The following is a 26,983-nucleotide window of genomic DNA, read 5'->3' as shown; positions in this document are numbered from 1 at the left end:
GCTCAGAGGCTGAAGCCCGCCGGGTAGGGGTCCGACGGGTCGAGCAGGTACTGCGCGGTGCCGGTGATCCAGGCGCGGCCGGTGACGGACGGCAGGACGCCCGGGCGGTCCCCGACCGTCGTCCCACCGAGGATGCGGCCGGTGAACCGGGAGCCGATGAACGACTCGTTGACGAAGTCCCGGCCGACCGGCAACTGGCCACGGGCGTGCAACTGTGCCATCCGGGCACTGGTGCCCGTGCCGCAGGGCGACCTGTCGAACCAGCCCGGATGGATCGCCATGGCGTGCCGTGAGTGCTCCGCCGTCGATCCGGGCGCCTCGAGATAGACGTGGTGGCACACGTCGATCTCCGGGTTCTCGGGGTGGGAGACCGGGTTCTGCTTGTTGATCGCGTCCATGACGGCCAGTCCGGCGTCGAGCAGCCGCTGCTTCTCCGCCCGGTCGAAGGGGATACCGAGATCCTCGGTCCGCACGAACGCGTAGAAGTTGCCGCCGTAGGCGATGTCGTAGCGCACCGCCCCGTATCCCGGGACGTCGACGACCTGGTCGAGTGCGTGGCAGTACGATGCCACGTTCTCCAGGGTCACCGATTCGGCGTGGCCGTCGCGCACCCGCACCCGGGCCGTGACCAGTCCCGCCGGTGTGTCGAGCCGGACCAGCGTCTCCGGCTCGGTCACCTCGACCATGCCGGTCTCCACGAGGACCGTCGCGACGCCGATCGTGCCGTGCCCGCACATGGGCAGGCAGCCGGAGACCTCGATGAAGAGCACGCCGTAGTCGGCGTCCGGCCGGGTCGGCGGCTGGAGGATGGCGCCGGACATCGACGCGTGCCCGCGCGGCTCACACATGAGCAGGGTGCGCAGGTCGTCGTGTTCCGCGACGAACCGCTGCCGCTTCTCGGACATCGTCCCCCCGGGGAGGACACCGACACCACCCGTGATCACCCGGGTGGGCATCCCCTCGGTGTGGGAGTCGACGGCGTGGTAGCAGACGGTCGAGCGCATCGTCAGTTCACCCCGGCGTCGATGAGGGCCTGGGTGGCGGCGCGCACGACGGCTTCGGTCTCCGGGGCCAGAGCCTGCCGCGGCGGGCGGCAGGCGCCGCCCCGCCGGCCGATCATGTCCTGGCCGAGCTTGATGGCCTGCACGAACTCCGTCTTGCTGTCCCAGCGCAGCACCGAGTGCAGCCGACGGTAGAGCGGCAGGGCCGTGTCCGGATCGCCGCCGACGGACGCCTCGTACAGCGCAAGACAGGCATAAGGGAAGACCTGCGGATAACCGGCGACCCAGCCCTTGGCGCCGGCCATGCCGACCTCCAGCACGGTGTCGTCCGTACCGATCATGAGGTCGAGACCGGGCGCCAGCTCGGCGATCTCGTAACAGCGCCGGACATCGCCGGAGAACTCCTTGACACCGACGATGAACCCCTCGGCGTGCAGCTTGGCCAGCAGGTCGGGGCGCAGGTCCACCTTGGTGTCGATGGGGTTGTTGTACGCCGTGACGGGCAGCCCCACCGAGGCCACCAGCTCGAAGTGCTGCAGGACCGCGCGGTCGTCGGCGCGGTAGGCGTTGGGCGGCAGGCACATGACGGCCTGGCAGCCGGCGTCCTTGGCGAACTGGGCGTGCCGCCTGGCCTCGGCACCGCCGTAGGCCCCGACACCGGGCATGACGGTGAACCCGTCGGGGGCGTTCGCCACGGCCGTCTCGACGACACGGTCGCGCTCCTCGTAGGTCAGTGTCTGGTACTCGCCCAGCGACCCGTTCGGCGCGACACCGTGCAATCCCTGCTCGGCGAGCCAGGCGACGTTCTCACCGTAGGCGTCGAAGTCGACGGTGAGGTCGTCGTGGAACTGCAGGCTGGTCGCGACGATGACGCCGTGCCAGGGCATGCGGGTCTCTGTCATGTGTGCTCCTTCGGAAGTTGTCGGTGTTCTTCTTCATCGATGTCGGCAAGCGCCCCGAGACTGATGGGCGTTGCGACAAGCCGCTCTGCGGGCGTGTAGGCCCGCTCCTGGGCCGTGAGGCAGTGCACGGCAGGGCCGCACATCCGCCCCTGGCACCAGCCCATCCCGGCGCGGGTCAGTTGCTTGACCTGCCGGTGGTCGTGGGCCCCGCCCCCGGCGCAGGCGCTGCGGACCGCGCCCGCGGTGACCTCCTCGCAGCGGCACACCACGGTGTCGTCGCTCAGCCACCACGGCCAGGCCGGAGGGAGCGGATGGGCCAGGGCCATCGCCCGGGCGAAGCCGCGCTGCCGGGCCACCGCGGAGCGCACCGCGGACAGCCGCCTGCGCCCCGGCACGGGAGCGGCGCCGGAGTCGGCGAGGACGGATTCCGCGGCCAGACGGCCCTCGCCCACCGCGAGTACCGCCCCGCCCACTCCGCAGGTCTCCCCCGCGGCGTACAGACCGGGGACGGTGGTGCGCTGTCCGCCGTCGACGGCGACGACCGCATTGCCGTCCGGAGCGTCCGTGAGGGCGCAGCCGAGGGGAACGAGCAGGTCGAGCTGGGGTGCGAATCCCCAGCCGACACCGACGGCGTCGACCTCGACCTGCCGTCGGGTGCCGGGCCGGGGGCTGCCGTCCGGCCTCAGCGAGGCGATCCGGACCGCTGTGACGCGGTCGCCTCCTTCGGCGCGGATGATCGCCGTGCGCGGGTGGACCCGGATGCCGTGGCGAGCGAGCGTGGCGCCGTACCGTGCCCCTTCCGTCCACTTGGCGGGGTTGCGCAGCAGCGGCCCGGGGTGGCGCAGCCACGCCAGCGGGTGAGCGGCCTCGCAGACCGCGACGACGTCGACTCCGCGCGCCGCGAGACCGGCGGCCACCGGCAGCAGGAACGGGCCGGTGCCGCCCAGCGCCACCCGGCTCCCGGCCGTGACCCCGCCGCCCTTGAGCAGTGCCTGGAGGCCGCCGATGGTGAGCACACCGGGCAGGTCCCAGCCCGGAAAGGGCAGTTGCCGGTCGTAGGCCCCGGTCGCCACGAGCAGTCTCGGCGCACGCAGGGCTCCGGCGGTCTCCCGCGGCGCGTCCCGGCGGTCGACCACGTGGACGGCGAATCCGTCGTCCTCGCGGACGGCGGACCAGGCATGATGCGCCAGGCGCAGATCCAGCCGGCCTTTTTGGGAGTACGCCGACAACGCCTGGCTCAGGGCGCGGTAGTCGCGCAGTCCGTGGTGCAGGTCGTCGGTGGGGATCGCCGCCCGCGCATGCTCCGGCGGGTGCCGCCAGTACTGACCGCCGACGGCGGTGCCCGAGTCGACCAGCACCACGCGTAGCCCACCCGCCAGAGCTGTGACCGTCGCGGCCATACCGGCCGGGCCCGCGCCCACGACGATGAGGTCGGTCGATTCACTCATCGTCATCCTCCTCGGTCGTGACGGTCATACCCGGGCGCGCCGGTACCAGGCAGGCACGCTGCCCGCCGGCGCCGTCGATCGTCACCAGGCAGTCGAAGCAGACGCCGATCCCGCAGAAGACTCCGCGAGGACGGCGCCCGACGCGGCTGGTGCGCCAGGACAGCCGACCCGCGGCGACGAGCGCCGCGGCGACGGTCTGTCCCTCGACGAACGGCAGTGGCTCGCCGTCGATGATGAGCTCACTCACTCCGGTGCACCTCCAGAGGTGAGGAATCGGTTCGGCAGAAGTCCGGTGTGCGCGGTCGGATCGGCGCCGCGCCAGGTACGGCCGAGCAGGTGGGCCGTCACCAGAGCACCGGTGGCGGGCGCGAGACCGATCCCCGCGCCCTCGTGGCCGCATGCGTGGATGACGCCGGGGGCCCGCGGGTCGGGGCCGACGACCGGCAGGTGGTCCGGGCAGTACGGGCGGAAGCCGCGGTAGCTGCGGATCAGATGGGTCTCGCGCAGGAAGGGGAACAACCGGCAGGCCTGCGAGGCGAGCCGGGTGATCACGGCGGTGTTCATCGTGGTGTCGAAGCCGACGCGCTCCCGACTGGCGCCGATCAGGATCGTGCCGCCGCGCGTGCCCTCCACGACGCACGAGGTCTCCAGTCCGGCGTCGGACGACGCCACGTTGGCGACGTAGTCGGCCGAGTAGACCTTGTGCCGGACCATCGGCGGCAGCGGTTCGGTCACCAGGACGAAACCCCGGCGGGGAAGTACCTCGACGTGCGCGCCGAGCCGCCGGCCGACCTCACCGCCCCAGGTCCCGGCCGCGTTCACGACGGCATCGGCGGGCAGGACGTCACCGGCCGCCGTCCGTACACCGGTCACCCTGCCCTCCCGGCCGGTCACCGCGCCGGTGACCTCACCCGGGTGGAAGCGCGCGCCGCGTTCCACGGCGGCACGCAGCAGGGCGGCCGCCGCGAGCACGGGCTGCACCTGCGCGTCCTGCGGATAGCGGATGCCGCCGGGGAGTCCGGGGGCCAGGTGGGGTTCGACGTCCCGCACCTCACCGACCGGCTCGACGCGGACACCGGCCGCCTCCTGTCGCGCGGCGAACCCGCCGAGCGCCGCGAGGCCTTCGGCCGTGCTCGCGACGACCAGTCCGCCCTTGTGCTCGAGTTCGAAGGAGTCCGGCCCGAGCTCCTCGCCGGCCTCGTCCCACAGGGCACGGCTCAGGCGAGCGAGTTCGAGTTCGGGACCGGGCTCCTTGTCGGAGAGGAGGATGTTGCCCTCTCCGCGACTCGTCGTCCCCGAGCCGACGGCTCCGCGGTCGACGACCGTGACGTCCAGCCCCGCCGACGTGGCGTGGAAGGCGCACGCCGCGCCGACCACGCCCGCACCCACGACGACGACTTTCAGGGTCATCGACCCTCCCCCTGTGCAATGTCACATTCCATTGCCTAGGCTATACAGCCGACCGACGTGAAGACAACGCCAATGGCAGTACGACTTTTCTGCAACAGGAGACGGAGAGCAGTGCACCTGACTGGAACCTCGATCGTGGCCGGCCGTGGCATCCCCGGAACCGGCGCCCCCTGGCGTGCCGTTCAGGCGGCGACGTCCGAGCCCTTGGGCCCACCGTTGCGTGACGCGTCACCCGACCAGGTCGCGCAGGCGGCCCGTCTGGCCGCCTCTTCCGCCCGCGAATACCGCGCCTTGCCCGGGCACCGCCGGGCCGCCTTCCTCGACGCCTGCGCGGAGGAGATCGAGGCACTCGGCGACAGGCTCCTGGACCTCGCGGCGAGTGAGTCCGGACTGCCGCGGGACCGTCTGACCGGTGAACGCGGACGCACCTGCGGACAACTGCGCATGTTCGCCGATCTGGTCCGCAGCGGTGACGCGCTCGGTGTGCGCGTGGACCCCGCGCTGCCGGGGCGTCTGCCGCTCGCCCGAGCGGACCTGCGTCTGCGCAGGATGCCCGTCGGCCCTGTCGCCGTGTTCGGCGCGGGCAACTTCCCGCTGGCCTTCTCCGTCGCCGGCGGAGACACCGCATCCGCACTGGCCGCTGGCTGTCCCGTCATAGCAAAGGCGCACCCGGCGCACCCGGGCACCTGCGAACTCGTCGCCCGCGCCGTCGTCTCCGCCGCCCGGCGCACCGGCATGCCTGCCGGCGTCTTCTCGTTGCTGGTCGGCCGCGGCACCGAAGTCGGTCAGACACTCGTGCGCGACCCACGCATCGCGGCCGTCGGATTCACCGGGTCCCGGGAAGGCGGCCTGGCCCTGGTCAGGGCCGCGCACACCCGGCCCGTGCCCATCCCCGTCCATGCCGAGATGTCGGCGGTCAACCCGGTGATCGTCCTCGACGGAGCCCTGACCGACCCTGCCGCACTCGCCGCCGCGTATGTGACGTCGCTGACCAATGGCTCGGGCCAGTTCTGCACGAATCCCGGCCTGGTGCTGCTGCCGACGGGCGCGGCAGGTGACGCCTTCCGCTCGGCAGTGGCCCGGGAGGTGGCCGACACGACAGGACGGGTCATGCTCACTCCGGGCATCACGGAGGCGTACATCGAGGGGTCGAGACGGTGGGCGGCCGTCGACGGCGTCTCGTTGCTGGCGCAGGGAAAGCCCGGGGAGAGCCCGTATGCACCGGCCCCGGTCGTGCTCGAGTGCGATGCCGCGACCTATGCCTCCCATGAGGACCTCTCCGGTGAGGTCTTCGGGGCCGCAGGACTCATCGTGCGATGGTCCGGTGTCGAAGAACTCCTCGGCCTGCTGGAGAACATGGAGGGGCAGTTGACGGCAACCCTCCACGGCACCGACGCCGACCTGACGACGGCTGCCCGCCTCCTGCCCATTCTGGAGGAGCTCGCCGGACGCATCCTGTGGGGCGGCTGGCCGACAGGGGTCGAGGTCGGCCACGCCATGGTGCACGGCGGACCGTGGCCCGCGACGAGCTCGCCCGGTACGACGAGCGTCGGAACCCTGGCGATCGAACGCTGGCTCCGCCCCGTCTGCTACCAGTCGTTCCCCGACGCCCTTCTCGCCGAGGAACTGCGCGCCGACAACCCGCTGGGGATCCCCCGGCTCGTCGACGGCACGCCCGAACCGCGGCCGAGGTAGCCCTGCCGGCCGCACAAGAGGGCTCCGCCGAACGGATGACGGGCCGCCCCTCCCGTGCTTCCGCTCAGCCGGGCCCGGTGCGGGGCCCGGCTGAGCGAGGCTACGGGTGAGGCCTCGCAGGATCGCCTCGACCTGCCGTTTGCCTCCGAACTGTGCCCAGCCGAGGGCGGGCGAGTCATGTTCCGTGTCCTTGATCCGAGGATCCGCACCCAGCATGGCCGCAGGAAGGTGGGCGACCGGGACCGTGGTGCCGTGGCGGCTGGAGTTTCCCCGTGACGTTGGACACTCGATGCCTACGCCGCGAGGGCATGTCCTTGCTCGTGCCGCTGCCGGATCTCCAGCGGGGTCAGGTAGCCCCAATGCGGTTGCTTCCGTAGCCGCTTGCGGTTGGAGAAGTTCTCGACATAGGACGCTGATGCCGACCGGTATGCCACCGGTGGCCAGGCCCTGCAGCGTCGGCCGACGACGACCGGGACCAGGCGGTCGGAGACCGCGCAGACGACGGAGCCCGCGACGAGGGGGAGCAGCGACACGATCAGGACGCGGCGCTTGCCGAACATGTCGCCCGGCGCGCCCTGCGATCCAGGTCCGGGCTGTCAGACCCAGGTCAGTCGCCACAGGCGCAGAAGCCCCGTGCCGTCCACCGCGTACTGGCCGCCGCCCACATCCTCCGCGGACACCACGAAGTCCTTGGCCTGCCACAGCGGGACGACGGGCACATCGCGGGCGACGGTCCTTTGAAGGGCTTCGAGGTCGGCTTCGGCATCGCCCCGGTCGGCGAAGCGCTGACTGCGCGTGATCAGCCGGTCGACGGCCTTGCTGCCGTACCCCGTTGCCATGGTGCCGTCCGTGCCGACGAGAGGACCGCCGAAGGTGTCGGGATCGGGATAGTCGGCGACCCAGCCGACGGCATAGGCGTCGAGTGTTCCCCCGGCCCAGCTCTTCTGGAATTCGTGCCACTCGTATCCTTTGAGGGCCACCTTGAACAGCCCGTCGGCCTCGAGCTGCCTTTTCACCTCAGCGGCCTCTTCGTGGGCTGCTCCGCGTCCCGCTGCGTAGCCGTAGGTGAAAGCCAGGGGGATTTCTACACCGGCCTCGACGAGTAGTCGGCGCGCCCTTTCGGTGTCCTTGTGAGGGTAGTTGTCGAAGAAGGAGGTGGTGTGGCCCGTGATGCTCGTCGGGATGAGGGAGTAGAGCGGGCCCACGGTTCCGTCGTAGACGTCGTGGGAAATCCGGTCCCTGTCAATCAGCCAGGCCACCGCCTGACGTGCGCGTCTGTCGTGGAACGGCTTGCCGCGGCGGGTGTTGAGATACAGGTTTCGAGTCTCCGCGCTCTGTGCTTCCGTCACGCGTAGCCCTGGATCGCTCGGGTTCAGATCGGCGAGCATTTCGGGGGGAAGCTGTCTGAGGGCGACGTCGATGTGGTGGGACTTCCAGGCACGGGCGAGTGAGTCGGGCGTGTCGTAGAAGCGGAGTTCGATCGGCTGGCCGGTCTGCTCGGCGGCACCCTTGTACCGAGGATTGGGCGAGAGGGAGAGCTTCTCGCCCTTCGTGTAGGAGACGAGACCGTACGGTCCGGTCCCGTCGATCCGGCCGTCCGAGCGCAGGGAGTCAGCCGGGTACGTGGTCGAGTCGACGATCGAGCCCGCCCCGGTCGTCAGCTTGAAGGGGAACGTGGCGTCCGGTGCGGTCAGTCGGAAAGTGACGGTCCGGTCGCGGGCGTCCATTGTCTCGATGGTGTCCAGAAGGGATGACGGTCCCACGTCGGAATCTATCTTCTTGACGCGTTCGAAAGAAAACGTGACGTCAGTTGCGGTCATTCTGCGTCCACTGGGGAAGGTGATGTCATCCCGCAGCCGGCATCGGTAGGTGCGGAGGCCGGAGTCGGTGAAGGAGCAGCTTTCGGCAGCGTCCGGAACGGGCTTGGTCACTCCGGGGTCAAGGGTCAGCAGCGTCTGGAAGACATTGCTGTAGAGAGCCGTCGAGCCGGAGTCGTAACCACCGGCCGGGTCCAGTGACGTCGGAGGTTCCGTCGTCCCGACTCTGATGGTGGTGCCCTCCTGGCCGCCCGGCGGGTACAGCAGAAAACCGGCTGCCAGTGTCGCGGCGATCACCGTGGGGGTGACGACGGATGCGCGGATGTGCGCGCGAATAGGCCTCATGAGGCTCGTCCTCGCAAGTTCAAGACGAACAGGAAATCTCGATCCCCTGGGGGAGAGAGTGTCGGCCAAGTATGCGCAGGCATCGCGTCCTTCGGGGCCCGACGGTACTTCCGGCACGATGTCTTATGACTGACGCGGCGAAACTGTTATGCCCCGTTCGGTGAGAGGGCCGACAGGGCTCGGCACCCCCTTTCAGCAGCCATTCCGCCTCGTCTCCGGTGGTGCCGCGGACCCGCGTGCACCGGTCCCGCCCACGGTCTTACTCCTCGACACCATTCCCTGTGGCATGTCACCTGTGCCATGTTCCGTGGTGCAGGGCGTGGTCATGCCAAACCGAGAGGCCGTCCGTCTGCCCCTACGGCGGCAGCGCGGCACTCCGCTCCCCGCGCCCTCTCCCCCTTCAGTCGGCCGTGCTCCGCACAGCCGGATCCCTCATGGGAGGCGCAGTGAGAAAGTCACTGGTACGGCGAGGTCTGGGGGCGGCGCTGCCGCTGGCCCTGACCGTCGCCATGAGCGTGGGCCTGCTGTCGCAGCCGGCCGGCGCAGCCGGGAACACCGGCTCCGTCGCGCACGTCGCGGCGGACGATCCGGAGGACGCAGGACCCCCACCCGTAGCGCAGTCCCCCACAGCCGAGACGGAGCACGTCGCGCACGGACGCACGAAGGTGTCCGAGCTTCCGCCACTGGCCGCGAGCAAGGACCCGCTCAAGGAGGTGTACGGCAAGACCGCGAAGGCGCCGGTCCGTCCCTCGAAGTCGATGGAGAAGGCGGTTGCCGGCAAGACCGGCAAGTCCCGTGCACTTGCCGCCGCGTGCAACGTCTCCGACTTCACCAGCCGAAGCGGCGGCGCGCTGGTCCAGCAGATCAAGGCGTCTACAACCGACTGCGTCAACACCCTGTTCAACCTGACCGGGTCGGACGCCTACTACGCCTTCCGCGAGTCGCAGATGACCTCGGTCGCCTACGCCCTGCGCGACGGCTCGACGTCCTACCCGGGTAACGCCTCCACCGGTATGCCGCAGCTCGTGCTCTACCTGCGCGCCGGCTACTACGTCCACTACTACAACGCGAGCACGGTGGGCTCCTACGGCAGCAGCCTGCAGACCGCGATACGCGCCGGGCTCGACGCCTTCTACGCCAGCCCGCGCTCACGCGACGTCAACGACGCCAACGGCGAGACGCTCGCCGAGGCGGTCACGCTCATCGACAGTGCCGAGGAGAACGCCCGCTACATCCACGTCGTCAAGCGCCTGCTGGCGGATTACGACTCCACCTGGAACTCCTCCTGGTGGATGCTCAACGCGGTCAACAACGTGTACACCGTGACCTTCCGCGGCCATCAGGTGCCCGCGTTCGTGAGTGCCGTGCAGTCGGACCCCAGTCTGATCGACGCGCTCTACAACTTCGCGAGCGGCCACCTCGCGCTGCTGGGAACGAACCAGTCCTACCTCACGTCGAACGCGGGACGCGAACTCGGCAGGTTCCTGCAGCACTCGCCACTGCGCTCCAAGGTCCGCCCCCTGGCCGCGGGCCTGCTCAACTCCAGCTCCATCAAGGGCCGAACGGCCCCGCTGTGGGTCGGTGTGGCCGAGATGACCGACTACTACGACAAGGCCAACTGCTCCTACTACGGCACCTGCGACCTCCAGGCCCAATTGGCCCGCGCCGTCCTGACGGTGACCTACCCCTGCAGCTCCAGCATCACCATCAAGGCGCAGCAGATGACCTCGGGCGAGCTGTCCTCCAGCTGCAGCAGCCTGCGCAACCAGGACGCCTACTTCCACAACGTGGCCCGTGACAACGGCCCCGTCGCGAACGACAACAACAGCACCATCGAGGTCGTGGTCTTCGACTCCAGCACCGACTACCAGACCTACGCCGGCGCCATGTACGGGATCGACACCAACAACGGCGGCATGTACCTGGAAGGGAACCCGTCGGCGGCCGGCAACCAGCCGCGATTCATCGCCTACGAGGCCGAGTGGCTGCGGCCCGACTTCCAGATCTGGAACCTCAACCACGAGTACACGCACTACCTCGACGGCCGCTTCAACATGTACGGCGACTTCAACGCCAACATCACCACCCCGACCATCTGGTGGATCGAAGGCTTCGCCGAGTACGTCTCCTACTCCTACCGCGGTCTCCCCTATACGGAGGCGACGACCGAAGCAGGCCGTCGCACGTACGCGCTGAGCACCTTGTTCGACACCACGTACAGCCACGACACCACGCGCATCTACCGCTGGGGCTACCTCGCCGTGCGGTACATGCTCGAGAACCACCGCGCCGACATGGACACCGTCCTCGGCTACTACCGCGCGGGAAACTGGAACGCCGCACGTTCCTACCTGACCGGCACCATCGGCACCCGCTACGACAACGACTGGTACACCTGGCTGGCGGCCTGCGCGGCCGGCAACTGCGGAGGCGGGGGCACCAACCCGCCCGGCAACCAGGCGCCCACCGCCGCGTTCACCACCGCCGTCCAGGGCCTGGACGTCACCTTCACCGACCAGTCCACGGACGCCGACGGCACCATCGCCTCCCGGTCCTGGAGCTTCGGTGACGGCACCACCTCCACGGCCACCAACCCCGTCAAGAGGTACGGGTCGGCCGGGTCCTACACGGTGAAGCTGACCGTCACCGACGACAAGGGAGCCACCGCCACCGCAACGAGGACGGTCACCGTAGCCAGCGGCGGAGGCGGCGGCACCGAGTGCACCGGAACAGACACCCGGGAACTGGGCCAGAACTGCCAACGCGGCAACCAGTCCGCCACCACCGGTAACTACGCCTACCTTTACCTCTACGTCCCGGCCGGCACCACCCAGCTGAAGATCACCACCTCCGGCGGGACGGGCGACGCGGACCTCTACTACAGCACCAGCGGCTGGCCCGGCACCACGAGCTACACGCAGCGTGCGACGGGATCCGGCAACAACCACACCCTGACCATCAACAACCCGCCGGCCGGAGCCAACTACATCAGCCTGCACGCCGTGAGCAGCTTCAGCGGCGTCACCGTGAGTTCCGCCTACTGACCCACGCTTCCCGCACCAAGGTACGACCCCCACGACGGCCCGGGGCGGCTCTCCCCGCCCCGGGCTGCGTCCGGGGCGACGGCAGAAGGGGAGACCTCCGTCGCCCCGGACCGCGAACACACCGCCCGCCCCCACACGGGCATCCGACCTCCCAGGCGGCAGAGCGTGAAGGCATCACCCGCACGCAGGCGCCGCCGAGCCATGAGGTCCCTCATCGCGTCCGTCGGCCTCACCTGCGCACTCGCCACACCCGCCGTCGGCAGCGGTGAGAGGACACGCCGCGGCTCGGCGCCTCGCAACAGCGCTGCGTGAGCGCCTGGGTTCCCGCTTCGCAGGAGCCTGGATCGACCAGAAGCACGGCGGCAGGCTGACCGTGGCCGTCACCCGGTCGACGGCCACCGCCCCCGTCGAGGTCCGGCCCGCTCAGGCTCGGGCCCCCGACGACGACCACCGTCGTCGTCGACCGCAGCCTGCGGCAACTCGACAGCATGCCCGCAGAGTTGGCCCACCCTATGGCCGCGGGGAACAAGGGCGCCGCCCACGGTCTGCAGTCTGCTGTGGTGGTGCAGGACAACAAGGCGTCCGGACCTGCCACGGGGCATGACCCTCACCCTCGCCCAGCACACAGTGGTGGAGTGGGGTGAGGCGGACTCTCGGGGAGGGCCGCGAGGTCAGCACCTACGCGCACGCCTCCGAACCCTCTTCGGCTGCGGGATGGGTCTACCCGTCGACCCGCATCACCGGCTGAGACTACGACGACGGCGGCCGGTACGTGTGCGAGCAGGACTCCACGACCGGTTACACCTGCGGGCAGATCACCGTGGTCGGCGTCCTTCCCGTACTCTGCTCGTCCGTCACGCAGCGGAGCGTCGACGGGGGCGTGGCACGCCGTGCATGCCGCAGTGCAGCGGAACACGTCGGCTGATCAGACCGTACCGGGGAGTGCCTTTCCGGCTCCGCTCGCGGGACGGGCGGGTGCGTAGGCGCGTGTCACCCACTTCTGGAAGTGCGGAGCCTGCGACAGCAGCTGCCAGTGGGTGCGTACGGCATGGTGGTGCACCACCTCGACGACCGGCGCCTCGACCGAGTCCCGCCGCCAGACGAGCAGATGCCGCTGCCACAATGGATCCCCCACGAGGGGTTTGACCAGCACTCCGCCCACCGGGCGCATGGTGGGCTGGACGGCGGCCACCCCCAGCCCCTTGGCTATCATCGACTGCAGTTGGTCGAGCATGTGGAACTCGTGTGTGACGGCGGGCCTGAATCCTGCGGCCCCGCACGCGTCGTAGAAGGCGCCGGGCCAGCCCACCCCGTCGTCCGCGGAGACGAACCACGCGTCCTCCGACAGGTCGGCCAAGGACACCTCCAGCCGTTGCGCCAGTGGGTGGTCTGCGGGCGTGGCCACGAACACCGGGACGGTCCTGATCGCCCGGTGATCCAGCTTCGGTGAGTGACGAAGAGGGAGTCCAGGGTAGTCGCACCCCAAGGCGACGTCGAGTTCGCCGGCCTCAAGGAGGCCGAGGAGTTCTCCGGTGGCGTACACACTGCTGACGGAGACGGTCAGATCGGGGCAGGCGTCGCGGAGGACGTCGAGCAAGGTGGGCACCACCGGTGTGTTGATGGCACCGAGGCGAAGCCGACGTGTCGTCCCGGACGAGCGGGGCGGCCGCAGACGCGCGAGATCGTCGGAGAGCGCCAGGATCTCCCGGGCCCGGCCGACGACCTGGGCGCCGTAGGCGGTGAGTTCCACGCCCGTGCTGCTTCGCAGGAAGACACCCGCGCCGAGCAGCCCCTCGATGCGGCGCAGTTGGGTACTCATCGCCGGCTGGGTGTACCCGAGCGCCGCGGCGGCCCGGCCGACACCCCCCGCGTCGGCTATGGCGCACAGCACACGCAAGTGGCGCAGCTCAAGTTCCACGCAGGCACCTCGCTCCGGGCGAACAGAGGTCCATTATGCGCCACGAAGAAGTGGGTGGGAAATCCGAGACGGTCCGACGCCTTCGGTCGACCAGCAGGCCGAGGGTCCGAGGGTTATGGGTGAGCCGGAGTCTCTGGTATGGCCTGGCCGGTTGTTTGCGTTTGACCGCCGTGCAAGTCTCGGACCTGCGTGTTGTTCCGCAGAGGCGACTGCGGAAGCCTGAAGCGCACCGCCTTCGAGGAGCGACATCATGCCTCACACCTGCATCAGCTTCACCGTCGAAGCGACCGGGGCCGCGGTTCACCGCGCCCGCCACCGCGTCTCCACCGCGTTGAGCTGGTGGGGAGGGCCGGTCGAGGATGATCTCCGCTTCAGCGTGGAACTCGTGACCTCCGAGCTCCTCACCAACGGGCTGCGGCACGCCGGCGGGCCCATGACCGTCGAGTTGACGCTGGTGCACGACATGGTCGTCGTCGCGGTCCTCGACGACAGCCGGGAGCTCCCGCGGCCTCGGCTGACAGAGGTGGACGACGAGTACGGGCGGGGACTCGCCCTGATCGAGGACCTCAGTCTGATACGGGGAGCCGAGACGACTTCCCGCGGTAAGCGCTGCTGGGCGGTTCTGCCGCTGCGGACGCCGCAGGAGCCGGTTGCCGAGCCGGCTCCGGCTGAGGAGGCGGACCCCGGCTTCGCGGCGGACCGGGAACGCTGGTCACTGGCTCCGCAGGGGAGCGGACTGCTGGCGAGTCTGTTTCCGGCGAAGTGAGCTCGTTCTCTCGGTCGGCCCCGGGAGCCGACCCACAGCAGGCGGGTATGCCTGCGGGCGCGAAACCGCTCGTTTTGACGCTCTGGCTGCCCTCAACCTGCACAGCGAGCCGATAAACCGCCTCTGCCCTGGCCTCTTCTTCGGCTTGCTCGGACCGACCTTGTTCCGATGACGTCGCACGTGGAGTGCGCCGCTGGCGCGACCGGGCCACCGCCCGCGCCGAGATCTTCACCTTTGTCGGGATCTTCTACAACCGCAAGCGGCTACGGAAGCACCCGCATGGAGCTACCTGACGCCGCTGGAGATCCGGCAACGGTACGAGCAAGGAAACGCCCTCGCGGCGTAAGCATCGAGTGTCCAACGTCACGGGGGAAGTCCAGCTGCTGCGGCGTCGCCAGACAGCATGAGGTCGAGCAATGCGGTGTGCTCCTGCACGGAGGCCACCAGCGCCCCGGCTTCCGCGAGCTCAGAGAATCCGTATGGTCGGGAGCGCTTTCGCACGTCGGCCACAGTATCGACGAGGCGGGAATGGCCGCAGGGCGAGCAGGCCGAGATGGAAACGACGGTTTGATCTCAAGTCGGCGATGAGGTCGCCGGTGCTTGCGGCGGCCACGATCTCCTCGGCTACGGGGCGCACGGCCTCGAGCTCTTCCCATGAGGCCGACCGGGCGACCCGGCCGACGGTCGGGATCCCGATGAGAGGAAGCCGGGGCGGGCGCGAGGATCGCGCCCGCCCCGGCGGTCGGCGGTGGATCAGGGCTCAGTACTCGGTCTTGACCGTCGCTCCGGAGAAGTCCGCGGCAGCGGCCAGGCTGATGTAGTTCCAGCCGGCGGGCGGATTGGTGATGGTGAGTGTTTCGCTGTTGCCTGCGCCTGTGGACCTGCTGGTGTAGCTGGAGGTGGTGGCCCAGGTGCTGTTGCTGTAGTAGAGATCGGCGTTGCCGGTGCCACCGGACGAGGTGACCTTCAGCTGCTGGACGCCGGCGGGGAGGTAGATGTAGAGGTAGGCGTAGTTCCCCGCAGTCGCGGACAGGTTGCTTCGCTTGCAGTTGCGGCCGAGTTCCCGCCCGTCGCTGCTGGTGCACTCGGGAGTGGCGTCCGCGCCGCCGACGGCGATGCTCTGGGTCGCGGTGCTGGTCGCGCCCTTGTCGTCGGTGACCTTCAACGTCACGGTGTAGGTGCCTGCCGCCGTGTAGGTCTTGGCCGGGTTGGCCGTGGCGGAGGTGGTTCCGTCGCCGAAGCTCCACGAACGGGAGGCGATGGTCCCGTCGGAGTCCGTCGAGCGGTCGGTGAAGTTGGCCGTCAGACCACTGACGGACACCGCGAACGCCGCAGTGGGAGCCTGGTTGCCCGGCGGGGTGGTGGAGCCCCCGCAGTCGCCGGCTGCGCACCGGGACAGCCAGTTGTACCAGTCGCTGTCGTAGCGGGTACCGATGCTGCCGGTGAGGTAGGCGCGGGCAGTGTTCCAGTTGCCGGTGCGGTAGTACCCGAGGACGGTGTCCAGTTCGGCGCGGTGGGACTGGAGCATGTAGCGCACGGCGAGGTAGCCCCAGCGGTACACACGTGTGCTGTCGTGACTGTAGGTCGTGTCGAACAGCGTGCTCAGCGCATAGGTGCGCCTGCCGGCTTCGGTGATGGCCGCGTCGTAGCGCAGGTTGCGGTAGGAGTAGGACACGTACTCGGCGAAGCCCTCGATCCACCAGATGGTGGGGGTCGATACGTTGGCGTTGAAGTCGCCGTACATGTTGAAGCGGCCGTCGAGGTAGTGCGTGTACTCGTGGTTGAGGTTCCAGATCTCGAAGTCCGGACGCGCCCACTCGGCCTCGTAGGCGATGAACCTGGCCTGGTTGCCGGCCGCGGAGGGGTTCCCCTCGAGGTACATGCCGCCGTTGTTGGTGTTGATGCCCCAGTCGGCCCCGGCGTAGGTCTGGTAGTCGGTGCTGCTGTTGTAGACGACCACTTCCAGGCTGGTGTTGCGGTCACCCGCGACAGGCCCGTTGTCCTTGGCGATGCTGTGGAAGTAGGCATCCTGGTCGGCCAGGCTCCGGCAGGTGGACGCCAGCTGTGCCGAGGTCATCTCCTGGGCGCGGATACGCAGGCTCGCGCTGCAGGTGTGGTTGATCACCAACACGCTGCTCGCCAGGCGCTGTTGGAGGTTGCAGGTGCCGTAGAGGCTGCACTTGGACTTGTCGTAGCTCTCGGTCATCTCGGCAAGGCCCACCCACAGCGGAGCAGTGGTGCCCTTGAGGGAGCTCTTGGCCAGCAACGCGGCCACCTGGGGACGAGTTGTCTCCCGGGTAGCGGTGTGCTGCAGGAACCGGGCGAGTTCACGTCCGGCGTTGGACGCGAGGTAGCTCCGGTCGGTGCCGAGCAGGTTCTTGTGCGAGGAAGCGAAGCCGTACAGGGCCTTCAGGACGCTCCGGTCGGAAGACACCGCGGTGACGAAGCCCGGCACCTGGTGGCCACGGAAGAGAACGGTGTGGACGTTGTTGACCGCGGTGAGCATCCACCAGGACGAGTCGTACGTGCTGTTGTAGTCCTTCAGCAGCCGCTTGACGACGTACAGGTAGCGGGCGTTCTCCTCGGAGCTGTCGATCAGGGTGACTGCTTCGGCCAGGACCTCGCCGTTGGCGTCGGTGACGTCCTGCGAACGGGGGCTGGCGAAGAACGCGTCGAGACCGGCACGGACGGCGGTGCGCAGCTTCGGGCCGTAAGCACCCACTGTGGCCTCGTCGTGCCAGTGCGCGTAGTAGCCGGCGCGCAGGTAGAGCAGGAGCTGGGTCATGCCGGTGCTGCTGTCACCCGGGTAGGCGGCGGAGCCGTCCCGCAGTGCGTAGGCGACGCTCGTCATCCGGTCCTCGCGGAAGGCCCGCTGCGCGCTGCTTTCGCTGAGGTCGAAGAGCGTGTCGATGCACTCGGTCGTGGACGTCCTGACCTGCTTGACCAGGCTGCTGCCCGAACGGCTGGTGAAGTCTGCCGGGCTGCAGCCCGCGGCGGCTCCCTTCCCCTTACCAGCAGCCTTCCTGTCCGAAGACTCGTTCATGGAGGGCCTCTTGAAGGGGGGGAGGGGAGACCGGGCTGTCGTAGTCCCGACGCACCACGTCTGTGGCCGATGAAAGCGGCGCCCGTTCTTCTACCGGCAGCGGCTTGCCGTGCACGTGCTCGGGGTCTTCTCCCAGTGCCGCATGCAACGAAGCCTGCGGAGGTATGCCCTCGTGCGCCCGTTCGCCGTCCGATGTCTGGATCGGACGGCTCAATGCGGCATAGCTCGGGGCTGACAGCAGGCCTATCCCGAGGCACAACGCAAGTATCAGTGCGCCCAGCCTCGCGATGCTTGGTCGCTCGAAGTTTCTTTTCACTCACTGCCTCCAGAAGGAGCAGCCGTGCGGATGACACGGCTCAGGTGGTCATCCCGGCCGTCCGGAGAAGCGCTCGGGAGAGGCGACTTCTCCGGACGGCCGGTGAGAGTGCAATGCGACAGGTGACATTGCACTCTCGTCTTTGATGTGAGCGGGAAACTGCCCTGGGCTTCGCCGCTCTTCGGCCAGGCTGGCCTTCCTGCCTTCGCCTTACTGAGGCGGCGTCATTGCGGGGGTCAGCCGGCCAGCAGGCTGACTCCCAGGGAGGAGAGGGCCCGGCTGATGGGTTCGTGGATCATGCCGCATCCGCTGTTGGGACCACCGCTGAGGATTCCGTGCGCGGTCGAGCCGTCGTAGACGCCACTGCCGCTGTCCCCGGGCGACACGCACGCCGTGCTCCAGGTCATCCCGGTCAGGGTGCGTCCGGGGTACTGGACGGTGGCGTTGACATCCGTGATCTGCCCGCAGGTGTAGCCGGTGGTGGAGCCCTGCTTGCACACGTACTGACCCACGTAGTCGTAGTCCCAGTTGCGGATGGGTTGGGTGGTGTAGACCCAGCCTCGCGGCTGCCAGAAGGCGGTGTCGCTGATCCGGACGATCGCGTAGTCGCCGTAGTAGCCGAAGTGGTGGTTCGCCGTGCTGCCTACGCCCTGGTAGCCGTAGCTGTAGGTCGGTACCTCCCAGTAGGAGGCGGCCTCGGTGCAGTGACCGGCCGTCATCATGTAGTAGCCGGAGCGGTCATAGGCCATGAACGCACTGGTGCAGCGGGTGTTGCCGCCGTAGATGGCCAGCCCCGAGCGCAGCGGAGGATCGCACGAGTACTGCCCGCCGCAGTACAGCGGCCGGGACGCGTGCCGGTAGCTGTCGACGACCAGCGCGTCTCCGAACGTGCGCTCGGCCCAGCGCACGACGCGCCGTTGCTCGTCCGTCAGCTTCTTTCCTCGCGGAAGATCCAACCGCAGAGCGTTCTTCTCGGTCACCACCGCGGACTGCAGGCCGTGCTGCGCCGCCTTGTTCGCCTTGGCGATCCGCTTGCTCAGCGAGGCCGACATCGACTGCAGCTCACTCATGCTGCGATCGACGACCACGGTGTCGACCGGGGACTTGCCTGAAGCCGCAGCGGTCACCGATGAGGCCGAGGCCTTCTCGGTCACTGCGACCTTCAGCTTTCCGCCGTCCTGGTGGTCCACCCAGGCCCCGCCGAACCGCTCGCCCAGTTTCGTGCGTAGTTCGGTGATGACAGCGGTCTGTTCGTCCTGCCGGGCTATGCGGCGTTGTCCTTCTGCGACCGGGATGCCGTAGTCCTCGACCAGTTGGGTCACTGCGGCTTTCTGCTGTGCGTTCGGGGCCGGCTGGTCCGAGGTGTTCTCAGCGGCCGAGGTCGTCGGCGCGAGAAGGAGCGTGGCGATCAACGCAGCCACTGCTGCTATCGGCCCTGACAGCCGTAACGGAGCACTGTGCACGGAGCACCTCCATGTGGTGGGACCGATGCCGGGCCCGGGCCCTTGCCTGTGTCTGGACGGATGCCCGGCGTCGGGGACATGACAGGAACAATATGGAGGGTGACATGTCACATGGCAAGAGCGAATCGTCTCCTGGCAGCGTCCGAGCAACTGCGCACGGTGATAGGTCCTGGTGGCACGTTCGGTCACGTGCGGAAGTCTTGTCGCCTGAGGGCCCCTGGAGGCGAAGAAGTCACAGAGGTCCTGCGCGCCAAGTAGCGCTTCCTGGCGGATGCCTCGTGGCTCAGCAGCTTCAAGCGGCCGGGGGAGGGCAGGCAGAGCGCGGTCTCCGACAGGGCAGGGCCTGTCGGAGACCGCGCTCGTTGCGATGGCCGGCTAGCTCACGGCTAGCTCTCCAGCAGCCGGGCCATCCACTCCTCCACATCGGCGGCGTTGCGGGGCAGGGCGTCCGAGAGAAGCTTCGCGCCGTCCGCGGTGATCAACAGATCGTCCTCGATACGCACCCCCATGCCTCGCAGTTCCAGCGGCAGTGTCTCGTCGTCGGGCTGCAGATAGAGGCCGGGCTCGACCGTGAGGACATGGCCCTCCTCCAGGACTCCGTCCAGGTAGGTTTCCGCTCGCGCCTGTGCGCAGTCATGGACATCGATGCCGAGCATGTGACCGCTGCTGCACAGCGTGTAGCGGCGGTGCAGGCCGCTGTCCTCGTCCAGCGCCCTCTCGGGTGGCAGGCGCAGGATGCCCCACTCGTGCAGACCCTCGGCTATGACGCGCATGGCCTCCCGGTGGAAGTCGCGGAACCTGGCCCCAGGCTTCAGGACGGCGATGGCGGCCTCCTGGGCTGCGAGGACCAGGTCGTAGACGTCTCTCTGGGCAGCGGAGAAGCGACCGGACAGGGGCAGGGTGCGCGTGATGTCCGCCGTGTACAGGGTGTCGGTCTCCACGCCTGCGTCCAGGAGCAGCAGCTGCGAGGGGTCAAGCGCGCCGTCGTTGCGGATCCAGTGCAGGACACAGGCGTGAGCACCGGAAGCAGCGATGGTGTCGTAGCCGGTCCCGTTCCCCTCCGCTCGCGCACGAAGGTTGAACACGCCCTCGATCCAGCGTTCACCGCGGGGGTGCCGCAGAGCTTGCGGCAGCGCCCGCACCACGTCGTCGAAACCCGCGGTGGTGTGCTGGATGGCCAGCTGCAGCTGGCCGACCTCCCAAGGTTCCTTGACGAGGCGGAGCTCTGACAGAACAGTCTCCAGCTCGGTGTCCCGCGCCTCGGTGCGGCCCTCCGGGGACGCCAGGTCCTCCAGCACCGGGTCCACCCCGGCCAGCAGGCGGGTGGGCGGTCGGGAACCGGCAAACGTCGTGGGCAGATCGTCCAGGTGCTCGCTGCGCAGGCCGGTCATCATCGTCGTCTCGTCGAGGTCAGGGCGGCGGCCCACCCAGAACTCCCCGTAACGGCGGTCGCGGTAGAAGCCGCTGCTGTCACGCGGCGAGCGCGGGCGGACGTAGAGCACCGCCTCGTGCCCTTCCGAGCCTGTCGGCTCGAGGACCAGTACATGACCGGGCTGGTCCTCCCCGGTCAGACCGGTCAGCCAGGCGTAGGCGCTGTGCGGTCGGAAACGGTGATCGGTGTCGTTGGAGCGGACCTTGAGGACCCCGGCAGGCACGACGAGCCGCTCACCTGGAAAGCGGGCCGAGAGCCGCTCGCGGCGGGCGGGGAGATGGGCGTGTCCCGGCACTCGGGTGTCCGGCGGGAGCGGGGAGGGTGCCCAGCCGGCGGACATGAAGACGTCCAGGGCTGTGGAGACGGGCAGATCATGACTGCGGGTGTGCGGGCGGGCGATGTCGTCGGACGGCACTGAGCTCCTTCGAGAACGGGGCGGGAAGAGGGCGGCACATCCGAGGCAGGACACAGCTCGGTAACGGACAGGCCTACCCCTTGGCTATAAAATTTCACATTACTATGTTACGGGTCACACCTCATAGGTGTCGGTGCTTCCCACCGCCTCCAGCAAGGAGTGGCACATGATCCGCAACGCTCGCGTCCTGGCCGCATCCCTCGGCGCCTCCCTGTCCCTCGTCGTCGTGGGTGCCTGTACCGATCAGGCAGGCCACGACTCCAAGGCGAACCGGCCGGACTTCACGACCGGAACCGTCATCGGCGGTACCCCGAAGAAGGGCGGCACCCTCACCGTGCTGTCCAATCAGGACTTCGCCCACCTCGACCCCGCACGCAACTGGGTGATGCCCACCATGGACTTCGGCACCCGGCTGCTGTACCGCACCCTGACCACGTTCAAGGCCGAACCGGGGGAGAAGGGGAGCGAGATCGTCCCCGACCTCGCCACCGACCTGGGCAGGTCCTCCGACGGGGGCAGGACCTGGACCTTCACACTCAAGCCCGGCCTCAAGTACGAGGACGGCACCCCCATCAAGGCCCGCGACATCAAGTACAACGTGGAGCGCTCCTTCGCCCCGGACCTCGCGGGAGGCCCCGATTACGCCCAGCAGTACCTGGCTGATGTCGAGGGATACGCCGGGCCGCTGCAAGGAAAACACCTGGACTCGATCAGGACCCCCGACGACCGCACCATCGTCTTCTCGCTGCGCAGACCGGTCGCCGAGTTCTCCTACACGGTCACGCTGCCCACCTTCTCTCCCGTTCCCCAGTCACAGGAGAAGGGTGTCCAGTACGACCTGCGCCCCTTCTCCTCGGGGCCCTACAAGATCGACAGCTATGCGCGTGGCAAGAAGCTGGTCCTGGTCCGCAACCCCCACTGGGACCCTGGCACCGATCCGGTACGCAAGGCCTACCCCGACCGGATCGTCGTGGTCCAGGGACTGAAGGGCGGCCAGATCGATGACCGGATCATCGCCAGCCAGGGAGCCGACGCATCCGCGGTCGAGTGGTCCGACATGCAGCCGTCCAGCATCTCCAAGGTACTCACCAGGCCGGAGATCAAGAAACGGCTGTCTGCCGAACGGACCGGCTGCACCGACATGCTCGCTCTGAACACCTCTCGCCCGCCCTTCGACAACCTCAAGCTGCGACAGGCAATGCAGTACGCCGTCGACAAGCAGGCACAGGTGACTGCCAACGGCGGACCAGCCCTCAACGACGTCGCAACCGGCTACCTCCCACCGGCTCTGACCGGCAATCAGGTCGCTGACCCGGTCTACGGCACATCGGACACGGGGGACGTGGACCGCGCCAAGAAGCTCCTCGCCGAGGGGGGCAAGCCTGCGGGCTTCTCCGCGACCATCACCGTCTCGACCGGGGACAAGACCCGTGCTGAGGCACTTCAGCAGAGCCTGTCCCGGATCGATGTCCGTCTGAAGATCCAGACCGTCGACCCCTCGGTGTACTACGACACCATCGGCGACACCAAGAACGCCCCGGACATGGTCATCAGCGGCTGGTGTCCCGACTACCCCTCTGGTTCCACCTTCCTGCCCTTCGTGTTCGACGGCCGAACCATCAAGGAGAAGGGAAACCAGGGCAACGTCTCCCAGTTCCGCGACGAAGCCGTACAGAAGCGCATGGACGAGATCGCCGAGATGTCCGACGCCGCAAGCGCCAACCAGGCATGGATCGACCTCGACCCCGTGATCCAGCGCAAGTCCCCGGCCGTTCCCCTGCTGTGGGAACGCAAGCCCTTGCTGGTCGGCGACAACATCGCAGGCGCCTTCGGACACGCGGCCTGGACCGGACAGTTCGACTTCGCGGTGATCGGACTCAAGGACCCGGCAAAGAGCCGGGACTGAGAGACACGGACGAACCGCAATGACCCTTCCGCTCAACACTCCCGTGCAGACCGGCACGGCACCACTGCCCGACAACCTCTGGCGGACCACTTGGCGAGGGCTCTGCCGGAACAAGGGCAGCCGCATCGCCCTGGCCACCACCGCGCTCCTGGTCCTGATCGCCCTCACGGCACCACTCCTCAGCCGCCTCGGCGGATGGTCACCCACCGCCTTCGACCCTGATGCCATCGACCCCTATCTCGGCGGGATGCCCCGGGGGCCCCTCGGCGGCATCAGCGCCGAGCACTGGCTCGGCGTGGAACCGGTCACGGGTCGCGACCTGTTCGCACGAGTGGTGCACGGCGCCCAGGTCTCCCTGCTGATCTCATTCGCCGCCACCGCGATCGTCGTCGGTGTGGGCACCGCCGCAGGAATCGTGGCAGGCTACTTCGGCGGCCGCATCGACACCGTGCTGAGCAGGTTGATGGACCTGACCATGTCCTTCCCCTCGCTCATCTTCATGATCGCGATGATGTCCGTCGCCCAGGACGTCAACCGTGTCGTACTGATGACAGTCGTCATCGGCGTCTTCGGATGGCCCGGCATCGCTCGGGTGGTGCGCGGCGAAGCCCTGGCCCTGCGCCACCGCGAGTACGTCGAAGCCGCGCGCGCCTGCGGATCCGGCTCATGGCGCATCCTCACCCGGCAGGTGCTGCCCAACATCGCCGGCCCCATCATCGCCTACACCACCCTCCTGATCCCCGGCATGATCAGCACCGAGGCGGCCCTCAGCTTCCTCGGTGTAGGAGTACGCCCACCCACGTCATCTTGGGGCCAGATGATCGCCGAGGCCGTCGCATACTACGAGACGGACCCGATGTACTTCCTCGTCCCCAGCGCCTTCCTCTTTCTCGCCGTCCTCGCCTTCACCGTGCTCGGCGACGGACTGCGCGACATCCTCGACCCCCAGGGAGGCCGGCAATGATCGTCTACCTGGCGCGCAGGGCTCTTGGCGTGGCTGGGGTGCTGCTCGCCATCTGCGCAGTCACCTTCGTCATCTTCTATCTCCTCCCAGCCGACCCCGCCGCTGCCGCCTGCGGCAAGACATGCAGTCCCGAACGACTCGCAGAGGTACGTCACTTCATGGGACTCGATCAGCCCGTCTGGCGTCAGTTCGGTGACTACCTCACCGGCATCTTCGCCGGCCGGGACCTGGGCAGCGGCCCTCACACCATCCACTGCGGTTTCCCGTGCCTGGGCTACTCCTACGAAAACGCCCTGCCGGTGTGGAGCCTGCTGATGGACCGTCTCCCCGTCTCCGCCTCCCTGGCTTTCGGCGCCGCCTGCATGTGGCTCGTCCTGGGACTGGGCGCAGGGGTGACCGCCGCACTCAAAAAAGGCGGACTGCTCGACCGGACGCTGATGGTAGGCGCCGTGGCCACCGCCTCCCTCCCCGTCTACTTCACCGCGGTCATGCTCATCTACGGGCTGGTCCGGATCGGAGGGCTCCTGCCGTATCCCACGTACATCCCGATAAGCAGCGACCCGTTCGGATGGGCGGCCAACCTTCTGCTCCCCTGGACCGCCCTGGCCCTCCTCTACGCAGCGATGTACGCCCGCCAGAGCCGCAGCTCCATGATCGAGGCCATGACACAGCCGTACATCCGCACTGCCCGGGCAAAGGGCATGCCACGCCGCGTCGTAGTGATCAAACACGGCCTGCGCTCCGCCATGATGCCGGTGATCACCATCTTCGGCATGGATCTCGGAGCCCTGCTCGCCGGTGCCGTCATCACCGAGTCCATCTTCGGCATCCCCGGCGTCGGCCGCCTCTTCTACGATGCTCTGCAGCGCTCCGATCAGCCCGTTGTCCTGGGCGTCACCCTCCTGGCCGCGTTCTTCATCGTGGCAGCCAACGTCGTCATTGACCTGCTGTACGCCGTCATCGACCCCAGGGTGAGGAAATGATGCCGTCCACCACTGAGCCCGGCGTGCCCTTGCTGCGCGTGCGTGACCTGAAGGTCGCCTTCGACACCCCCGCCGGCACGGTCCAGGCAGTCGATGGGGTCTCTTTCACTGTCGAAGCGGGCCGCACCCTGGGCCTCGTGGGAGAGTCCGGCTCCGGTAAGTCGGTCACCTCACTGGCCGTTATGGGCCTGCACCAACGGGCACAGGTCAGTGGATCGATCACCTTGGCCGGACAGGAACTGCTTCCTCTCACTGATCATCAGTTCAGCCGGCTGCGAGGGCGGAAGATGGCCATGGTCTTCCAGGACCCTCTGTCCGCGCTGCACCCCGCCTACACAGTCGGCGAACAGATCGCCGAGGCCCATCGGCACCACTTCGGCACCCGCAGGCGAGCCGCTCGCCGACAAGCTGTGGACATGCTCGGTGAGGTCGGCATACCCGAGCCTGCCCGCAGGGCAGGTGAGTACCCTCACCAGTTCTCCGGCGGCATGCGCCAGCGCGCCATGATTGCCATGGCCCTGTCCTGCGAACCGGACCTGCTCATCGCCGACGAACCCACCACCGCGCTCGACGTCACCGTCCAGGCTCAGATCCTCGAACTCATCGCAAGAGTGCAGCAGGAGAGGCGGCTGGGCGTCCTGATGATCACCCACGACCTGGGCGTGGTGGCGCGTGTCGCCAACGACGTGCTCGTCATGTACGGCGGCCGGGCCGCTGAACAAGCTCCGGTCGATGACCTCTTCCTGCGACCTGCCCATCCCTATACCCGCGGCTTGCTGGAATCCTTGCCGCGCCTGGACGATCCCGATGATGCACCGCTACGCGTCATCCCCGGCAGTCCGCCCTCACTTGCCGCCCCGATATCCGGCTGTCCCTTCGCCCCTCGTTGCCCTCAGGCAGAAAGAGCTGAAGAACTGGTCCGCGCCCGCTGCACAGGGGAACGGCCCCGGCCACAGAAGCACTCTTCCGGCCGATCGGTGTCCTGCCACCTGCCCTTGCTCCCCGCCGTGAGGCCCCGACCCGCCCTGCCTCACAGCGAAGACGATCAGGAGGAGAAGACCCGATGATCCATGCTCGACGAGACTCCCAGAGTCCAGAGGAACGGACCGCTGCCGTCGAGACGCCCCTGATGTCCGTCCGCGGGCTGACCAAAGCCTTCCCGGGCCGCCGCGTCCGGGGCCGGGCCGCCGCTCCGGTCCGAGCAGTGGACGGGGTGGACCTCGACCTGGCGAGGGGCGAAACGCTCGGCCTGGTCGGTGAGTCCGGATGCGGGAAGTCCACTACCGGACGCATGCTTGTGCGTCTCCTGGAACCCACTGCCGGCACAGTCGAGTTCGAGGGGCGGGACATCACACACGCCTCATCGCGTGAACTGAGGCCTGTACGCCGGCGTCTGCAGATCATTTTTCAAGACCCCTATGCCTCCCTCAACCCCCGGCAGACCATCGCCCGTATCATCGCCGAACCCTTGCTGGTCCAGGGCTCCTCCGCACGGGCCGCACGGCTGAGGGCCGCGGAACTGCTGGCGATGGTGGGCCTCGGCGATGAACATCTGGACCGTTACCCGCACCAGTTCTCCGGAGGCCAGGCGCAACGCGTCGGCATCGCGCGAGCCCTGGCCACCGGACCCCGCCTCGTCATCGCCGACGAACCCGTCTCGGCGCTCGACGTCTCCGTGCAAGCCCAAGTGGTCAACCTGATGGAACGTCTTCAACGCGAGCTCGACCTGGCCTTCCTCTTCATCGCGCACGATCTGTCTGTCGTCAAGCGGGTATGCGACCGGGTGGCGGTGATGTACCTCGGTCGTATCGTCGAGATCGGTGACAAGCACGAGGTTTACACTGCGGCGGCCCATCCCTACACCCGTGCGCTGCTCTCGGCTGTACCGCTGCCCGATCCCGCACAGGAGCGTCGTAGAGAGAGGATCATTCTTCTGGGCGACCCGCCCAGTCCGGCCGCGCCCCCGACGGGCTGCAGCTTCCACCCACGTTGCCCGAAGGCACAGCCGGTCTGCCGCACCGAACAGCCTTCTCTGCAGGTTGTCGGCTCGGGAATGCGTAAGGCGGCTTGTCACTTCCCCGAGATCCAGTGAAACCTGCGTATGTCACCAAGGGA

General features: G+C 68.3%; 19 protein-coding genes and 1 pseudogene. 8 read left to right on the top strand and 12 right to left on the bottom strand.

The window, feature by feature from the left end; genetic code table 11:
* Positions 1-2 precede the first annotated feature (2 nt).
* Genes ACIRPP_RS10105 through ACIRPP_RS10085 form a run of 5 tightly spaced genes read right to left on the bottom strand, consistent with a single transcriptional unit; the run spans position 3 to position 4,761 of the window.
* Positions 3-1,004: a proline racemase family protein gene (locus ACIRPP_RS10105; protein WP_403639692.1), complete on the bottom strand. Its 1,002-nt coding sequence runs from the start codon at positions 1,002-1,004 to the stop codon at positions 3-5.
* 2 nt (positions 1,005-1,006) lie between these two features.
* Positions 1,007-1,903, bottom strand: a complete 897-nt coding sequence (locus ACIRPP_RS10100; RefSeq protein ID WP_403639689.1) for a dihydrodipicolinate synthase family protein — start codon at positions 1,901-1,903, stop codon at positions 1,007-1,009.
* Positions 1,900-3,351, bottom strand: a complete 1,452-nt coding sequence (locus ACIRPP_RS10095; RefSeq protein ID WP_239150665.1) for an NAD(P)/FAD-dependent oxidoreductase — start codon at positions 3,349-3,351, stop codon at positions 1,900-1,902. The genes ACIRPP_RS10100 and ACIRPP_RS10095 overlap by 4 nt, the downstream gene beginning before the upstream one ends.
* Positions 3,344-3,598, bottom strand: coding sequence for a (2Fe-2S)-binding protein (locus ACIRPP_RS10090; protein ID WP_164333351.1), 255 nt, complete (start codon positions 3,596-3,598; stop codon positions 3,344-3,346). Before ACIRPP_RS10090 ends, ACIRPP_RS10095 begins: the two co-directional genes overlap by 8 nt.
* Positions 3,595-4,761, bottom strand: a complete 1,167-nt coding sequence (locus ACIRPP_RS10085) for an NAD(P)/FAD-dependent oxidoreductase (RefSeq protein ID WP_403639686.1) — start codon at positions 4,759-4,761, stop codon at positions 3,595-3,597. The genes ACIRPP_RS10090 and ACIRPP_RS10085 overlap by 4 nt, the downstream gene beginning before the upstream one ends.
* 216 nt (positions 4,762-4,977) lie before the next feature.
* Here ACIRPP_RS10085 and ACIRPP_RS10080 point away from each other — a divergent pair, with 216 nt between their 5' ends.
* Positions 4,978-6,456, top strand: coding sequence for an aldehyde dehydrogenase (NADP(+)) (locus tag ACIRPP_RS10080; RefSeq protein WP_403639684.1), 1,479 nt, complete (start codon positions 4,978-4,980; stop codon positions 6,454-6,456).
* A 293-nt stretch (positions 6,457-6,749) separates the two neighbouring features.
* On the opposite strand, the gene ACIRPP_RS10075 is transcribed toward ACIRPP_RS10080, so the two are convergent.
* On the bottom strand, positions 6,750-7,016 hold the full coding sequence (locus tag ACIRPP_RS10075) for a hypothetical protein (protein ID WP_203591638.1): 267 nt from the start codon (positions 7,014-7,016) through the stop codon (positions 6,750-6,752).
* Between the two features lie 36 nt (positions 7,017-7,052).
* Positions 7,053-8,618, bottom strand: coding sequence for an ABC transporter substrate-binding protein (locus ACIRPP_RS10070; RefSeq protein WP_403639681.1), 1,566 nt, complete (start codon positions 8,616-8,618; stop codon positions 7,053-7,055).
* Positions 8,619-9,064: 446 nt separating this feature from the next.
* Between ACIRPP_RS10070 and ACIRPP_RS10065 the strand changes: the two genes are divergently transcribed.
* Complete coding sequence (locus tag ACIRPP_RS10065) at positions 9,065-11,662, top strand: collagenase (protein ID WP_403639678.1); 2,598 nt, start codon at positions 9,065-9,067, stop codon at positions 11,660-11,662.
* A 925-nt stretch (positions 11,663-12,587) separates the two neighbouring features.
* Here ACIRPP_RS10065 and ACIRPP_RS10060 read toward each other — a convergent pair.
* The gene (locus ACIRPP_RS10060; RefSeq protein WP_164333356.1) at positions 12,588-13,580 is read right to left on the bottom strand and encodes a LysR family transcriptional regulator; all 993 of its coding nucleotides are present in this window, start codon (positions 13,578-13,580) and stop codon (positions 12,588-12,590) included.
* A 250-nt stretch (positions 13,581-13,830) separates the two neighbouring features.
* Here ACIRPP_RS10060 and ACIRPP_RS10055 point away from each other — a divergent pair, with 250 nt between their 5' ends.
* Entirely contained in the window at positions 13,831-14,346 is a 516-nt protein-coding gene (locus ACIRPP_RS10055; protein ID WP_403639675.1) for an ATP-binding protein, read from the top strand.
* A gap of 363 nt (positions 14,347-14,709) precedes the next feature.
* On the opposite strand, the pseudogene ACIRPP_RS10050 reads toward ACIRPP_RS10055, so the two are convergent.
* The 4 genes and pseudogenes from ACIRPP_RS10050 to ACIRPP_RS10035 form a co-directional block, all read right to left on the bottom strand.
* Positions 14,710-15,046, bottom strand: a pseudogene (locus ACIRPP_RS10050) (FCD domain-containing protein); the annotation flags it as partial.
* Positions 15,047-15,106: 60 nt separating this feature from the next.
* Positions 15,107-17,389 (bottom strand): collagenase, encoded by a 2,283-nt coding sequence (locus ACIRPP_RS10045; protein WP_403639673.1) that lies wholly within the window; start codon positions 17,387-17,389, stop codon positions 15,107-15,109.
* A 552-nt stretch (positions 17,390-17,941) separates the two neighbouring features.
* Complete coding sequence (locus tag ACIRPP_RS10040) at positions 17,942-19,027, bottom strand: S1 family peptidase (RefSeq protein ID WP_403639670.1); 1,086 nt, start codon at positions 19,025-19,027, stop codon at positions 17,942-17,944.
* Positions 19,028-19,554: 527 nt separating this feature from the next.
* A complete protein-coding gene (locus tag ACIRPP_RS10035) occupies positions 19,555-21,015 on the bottom strand; it encodes an aminopeptidase P family protein (RefSeq protein ID WP_403639667.1) in 1,461 nt (486 codons plus the stop codon).
* A 166-nt stretch (positions 21,016-21,181) separates the two neighbouring features.
* On the opposite strand from ACIRPP_RS10035, the gene ACIRPP_RS10030 reads away from it, so the two are divergent.
* From ACIRPP_RS10030 to ACIRPP_RS10010, 5 genes are read left to right on the top strand one after another with little or no spacing between them, the layout of a single operon-like run.
* On the top strand, positions 21,182-22,921 hold the full coding sequence (locus ACIRPP_RS10030) for an ABC transporter substrate-binding protein (protein WP_164349092.1): 1,740 nt from the start codon (positions 21,182-21,184) through the stop codon (positions 22,919-22,921).
* 19 nt (positions 22,922-22,940) lie between these two features.
* Positions 22,941-23,885: an ABC transporter permease gene (locus ACIRPP_RS10025; RefSeq protein ID WP_164333360.1), complete on the top strand. Its 945-nt coding sequence runs from the start codon at positions 22,941-22,943 to the stop codon at positions 23,883-23,885.
* On the top strand, positions 23,882-24,868 hold the full coding sequence (locus ACIRPP_RS10020) for an ABC transporter permease (RefSeq protein ID WP_164333361.1): 987 nt from the start codon (positions 23,882-23,884) through the stop codon (positions 24,866-24,868). Before ACIRPP_RS10025 ends, ACIRPP_RS10020 begins: the two co-directional genes overlap by 4 nt.
* On the top strand, positions 24,868-25,935 hold the full coding sequence (locus ACIRPP_RS10015) for an ABC transporter ATP-binding protein (protein ID WP_403640095.1): 1,068 nt from the start codon (positions 24,868-24,870) through the stop codon (positions 25,933-25,935). Before ACIRPP_RS10020 ends, ACIRPP_RS10015 begins: the two co-directional genes overlap by 1 nt.
* Positions 25,932-26,960 carry an ABC transporter ATP-binding protein gene (locus tag ACIRPP_RS10010; protein ID WP_164333362.1) on the top strand — a complete coding sequence of 343 codons (1,029 nt, stop codon included), beginning with the start codon at positions 25,932-25,934 and terminating at the stop codon, positions 26,958-26,960. The genes ACIRPP_RS10015 and ACIRPP_RS10010 overlap by 4 nt, the downstream gene beginning before the upstream one ends.
* The last annotated feature ends 23 nt before the right edge of the window (positions 26,961-26,983 follow it).

Origin of the sequence: Streptomyces sp. NPDC101219, assembly GCF_044767675.1 — a bacterium.
Taxonomy (GTDB): Bacteria; Actinomycetota; Actinomycetes; order Streptomycetales; family Streptomycetaceae; genus Streptomyces.
Note: the sequence above shows the minus strand (reverse complement) of the source record. Positions and strands in the feature narration are given on the sequence as shown.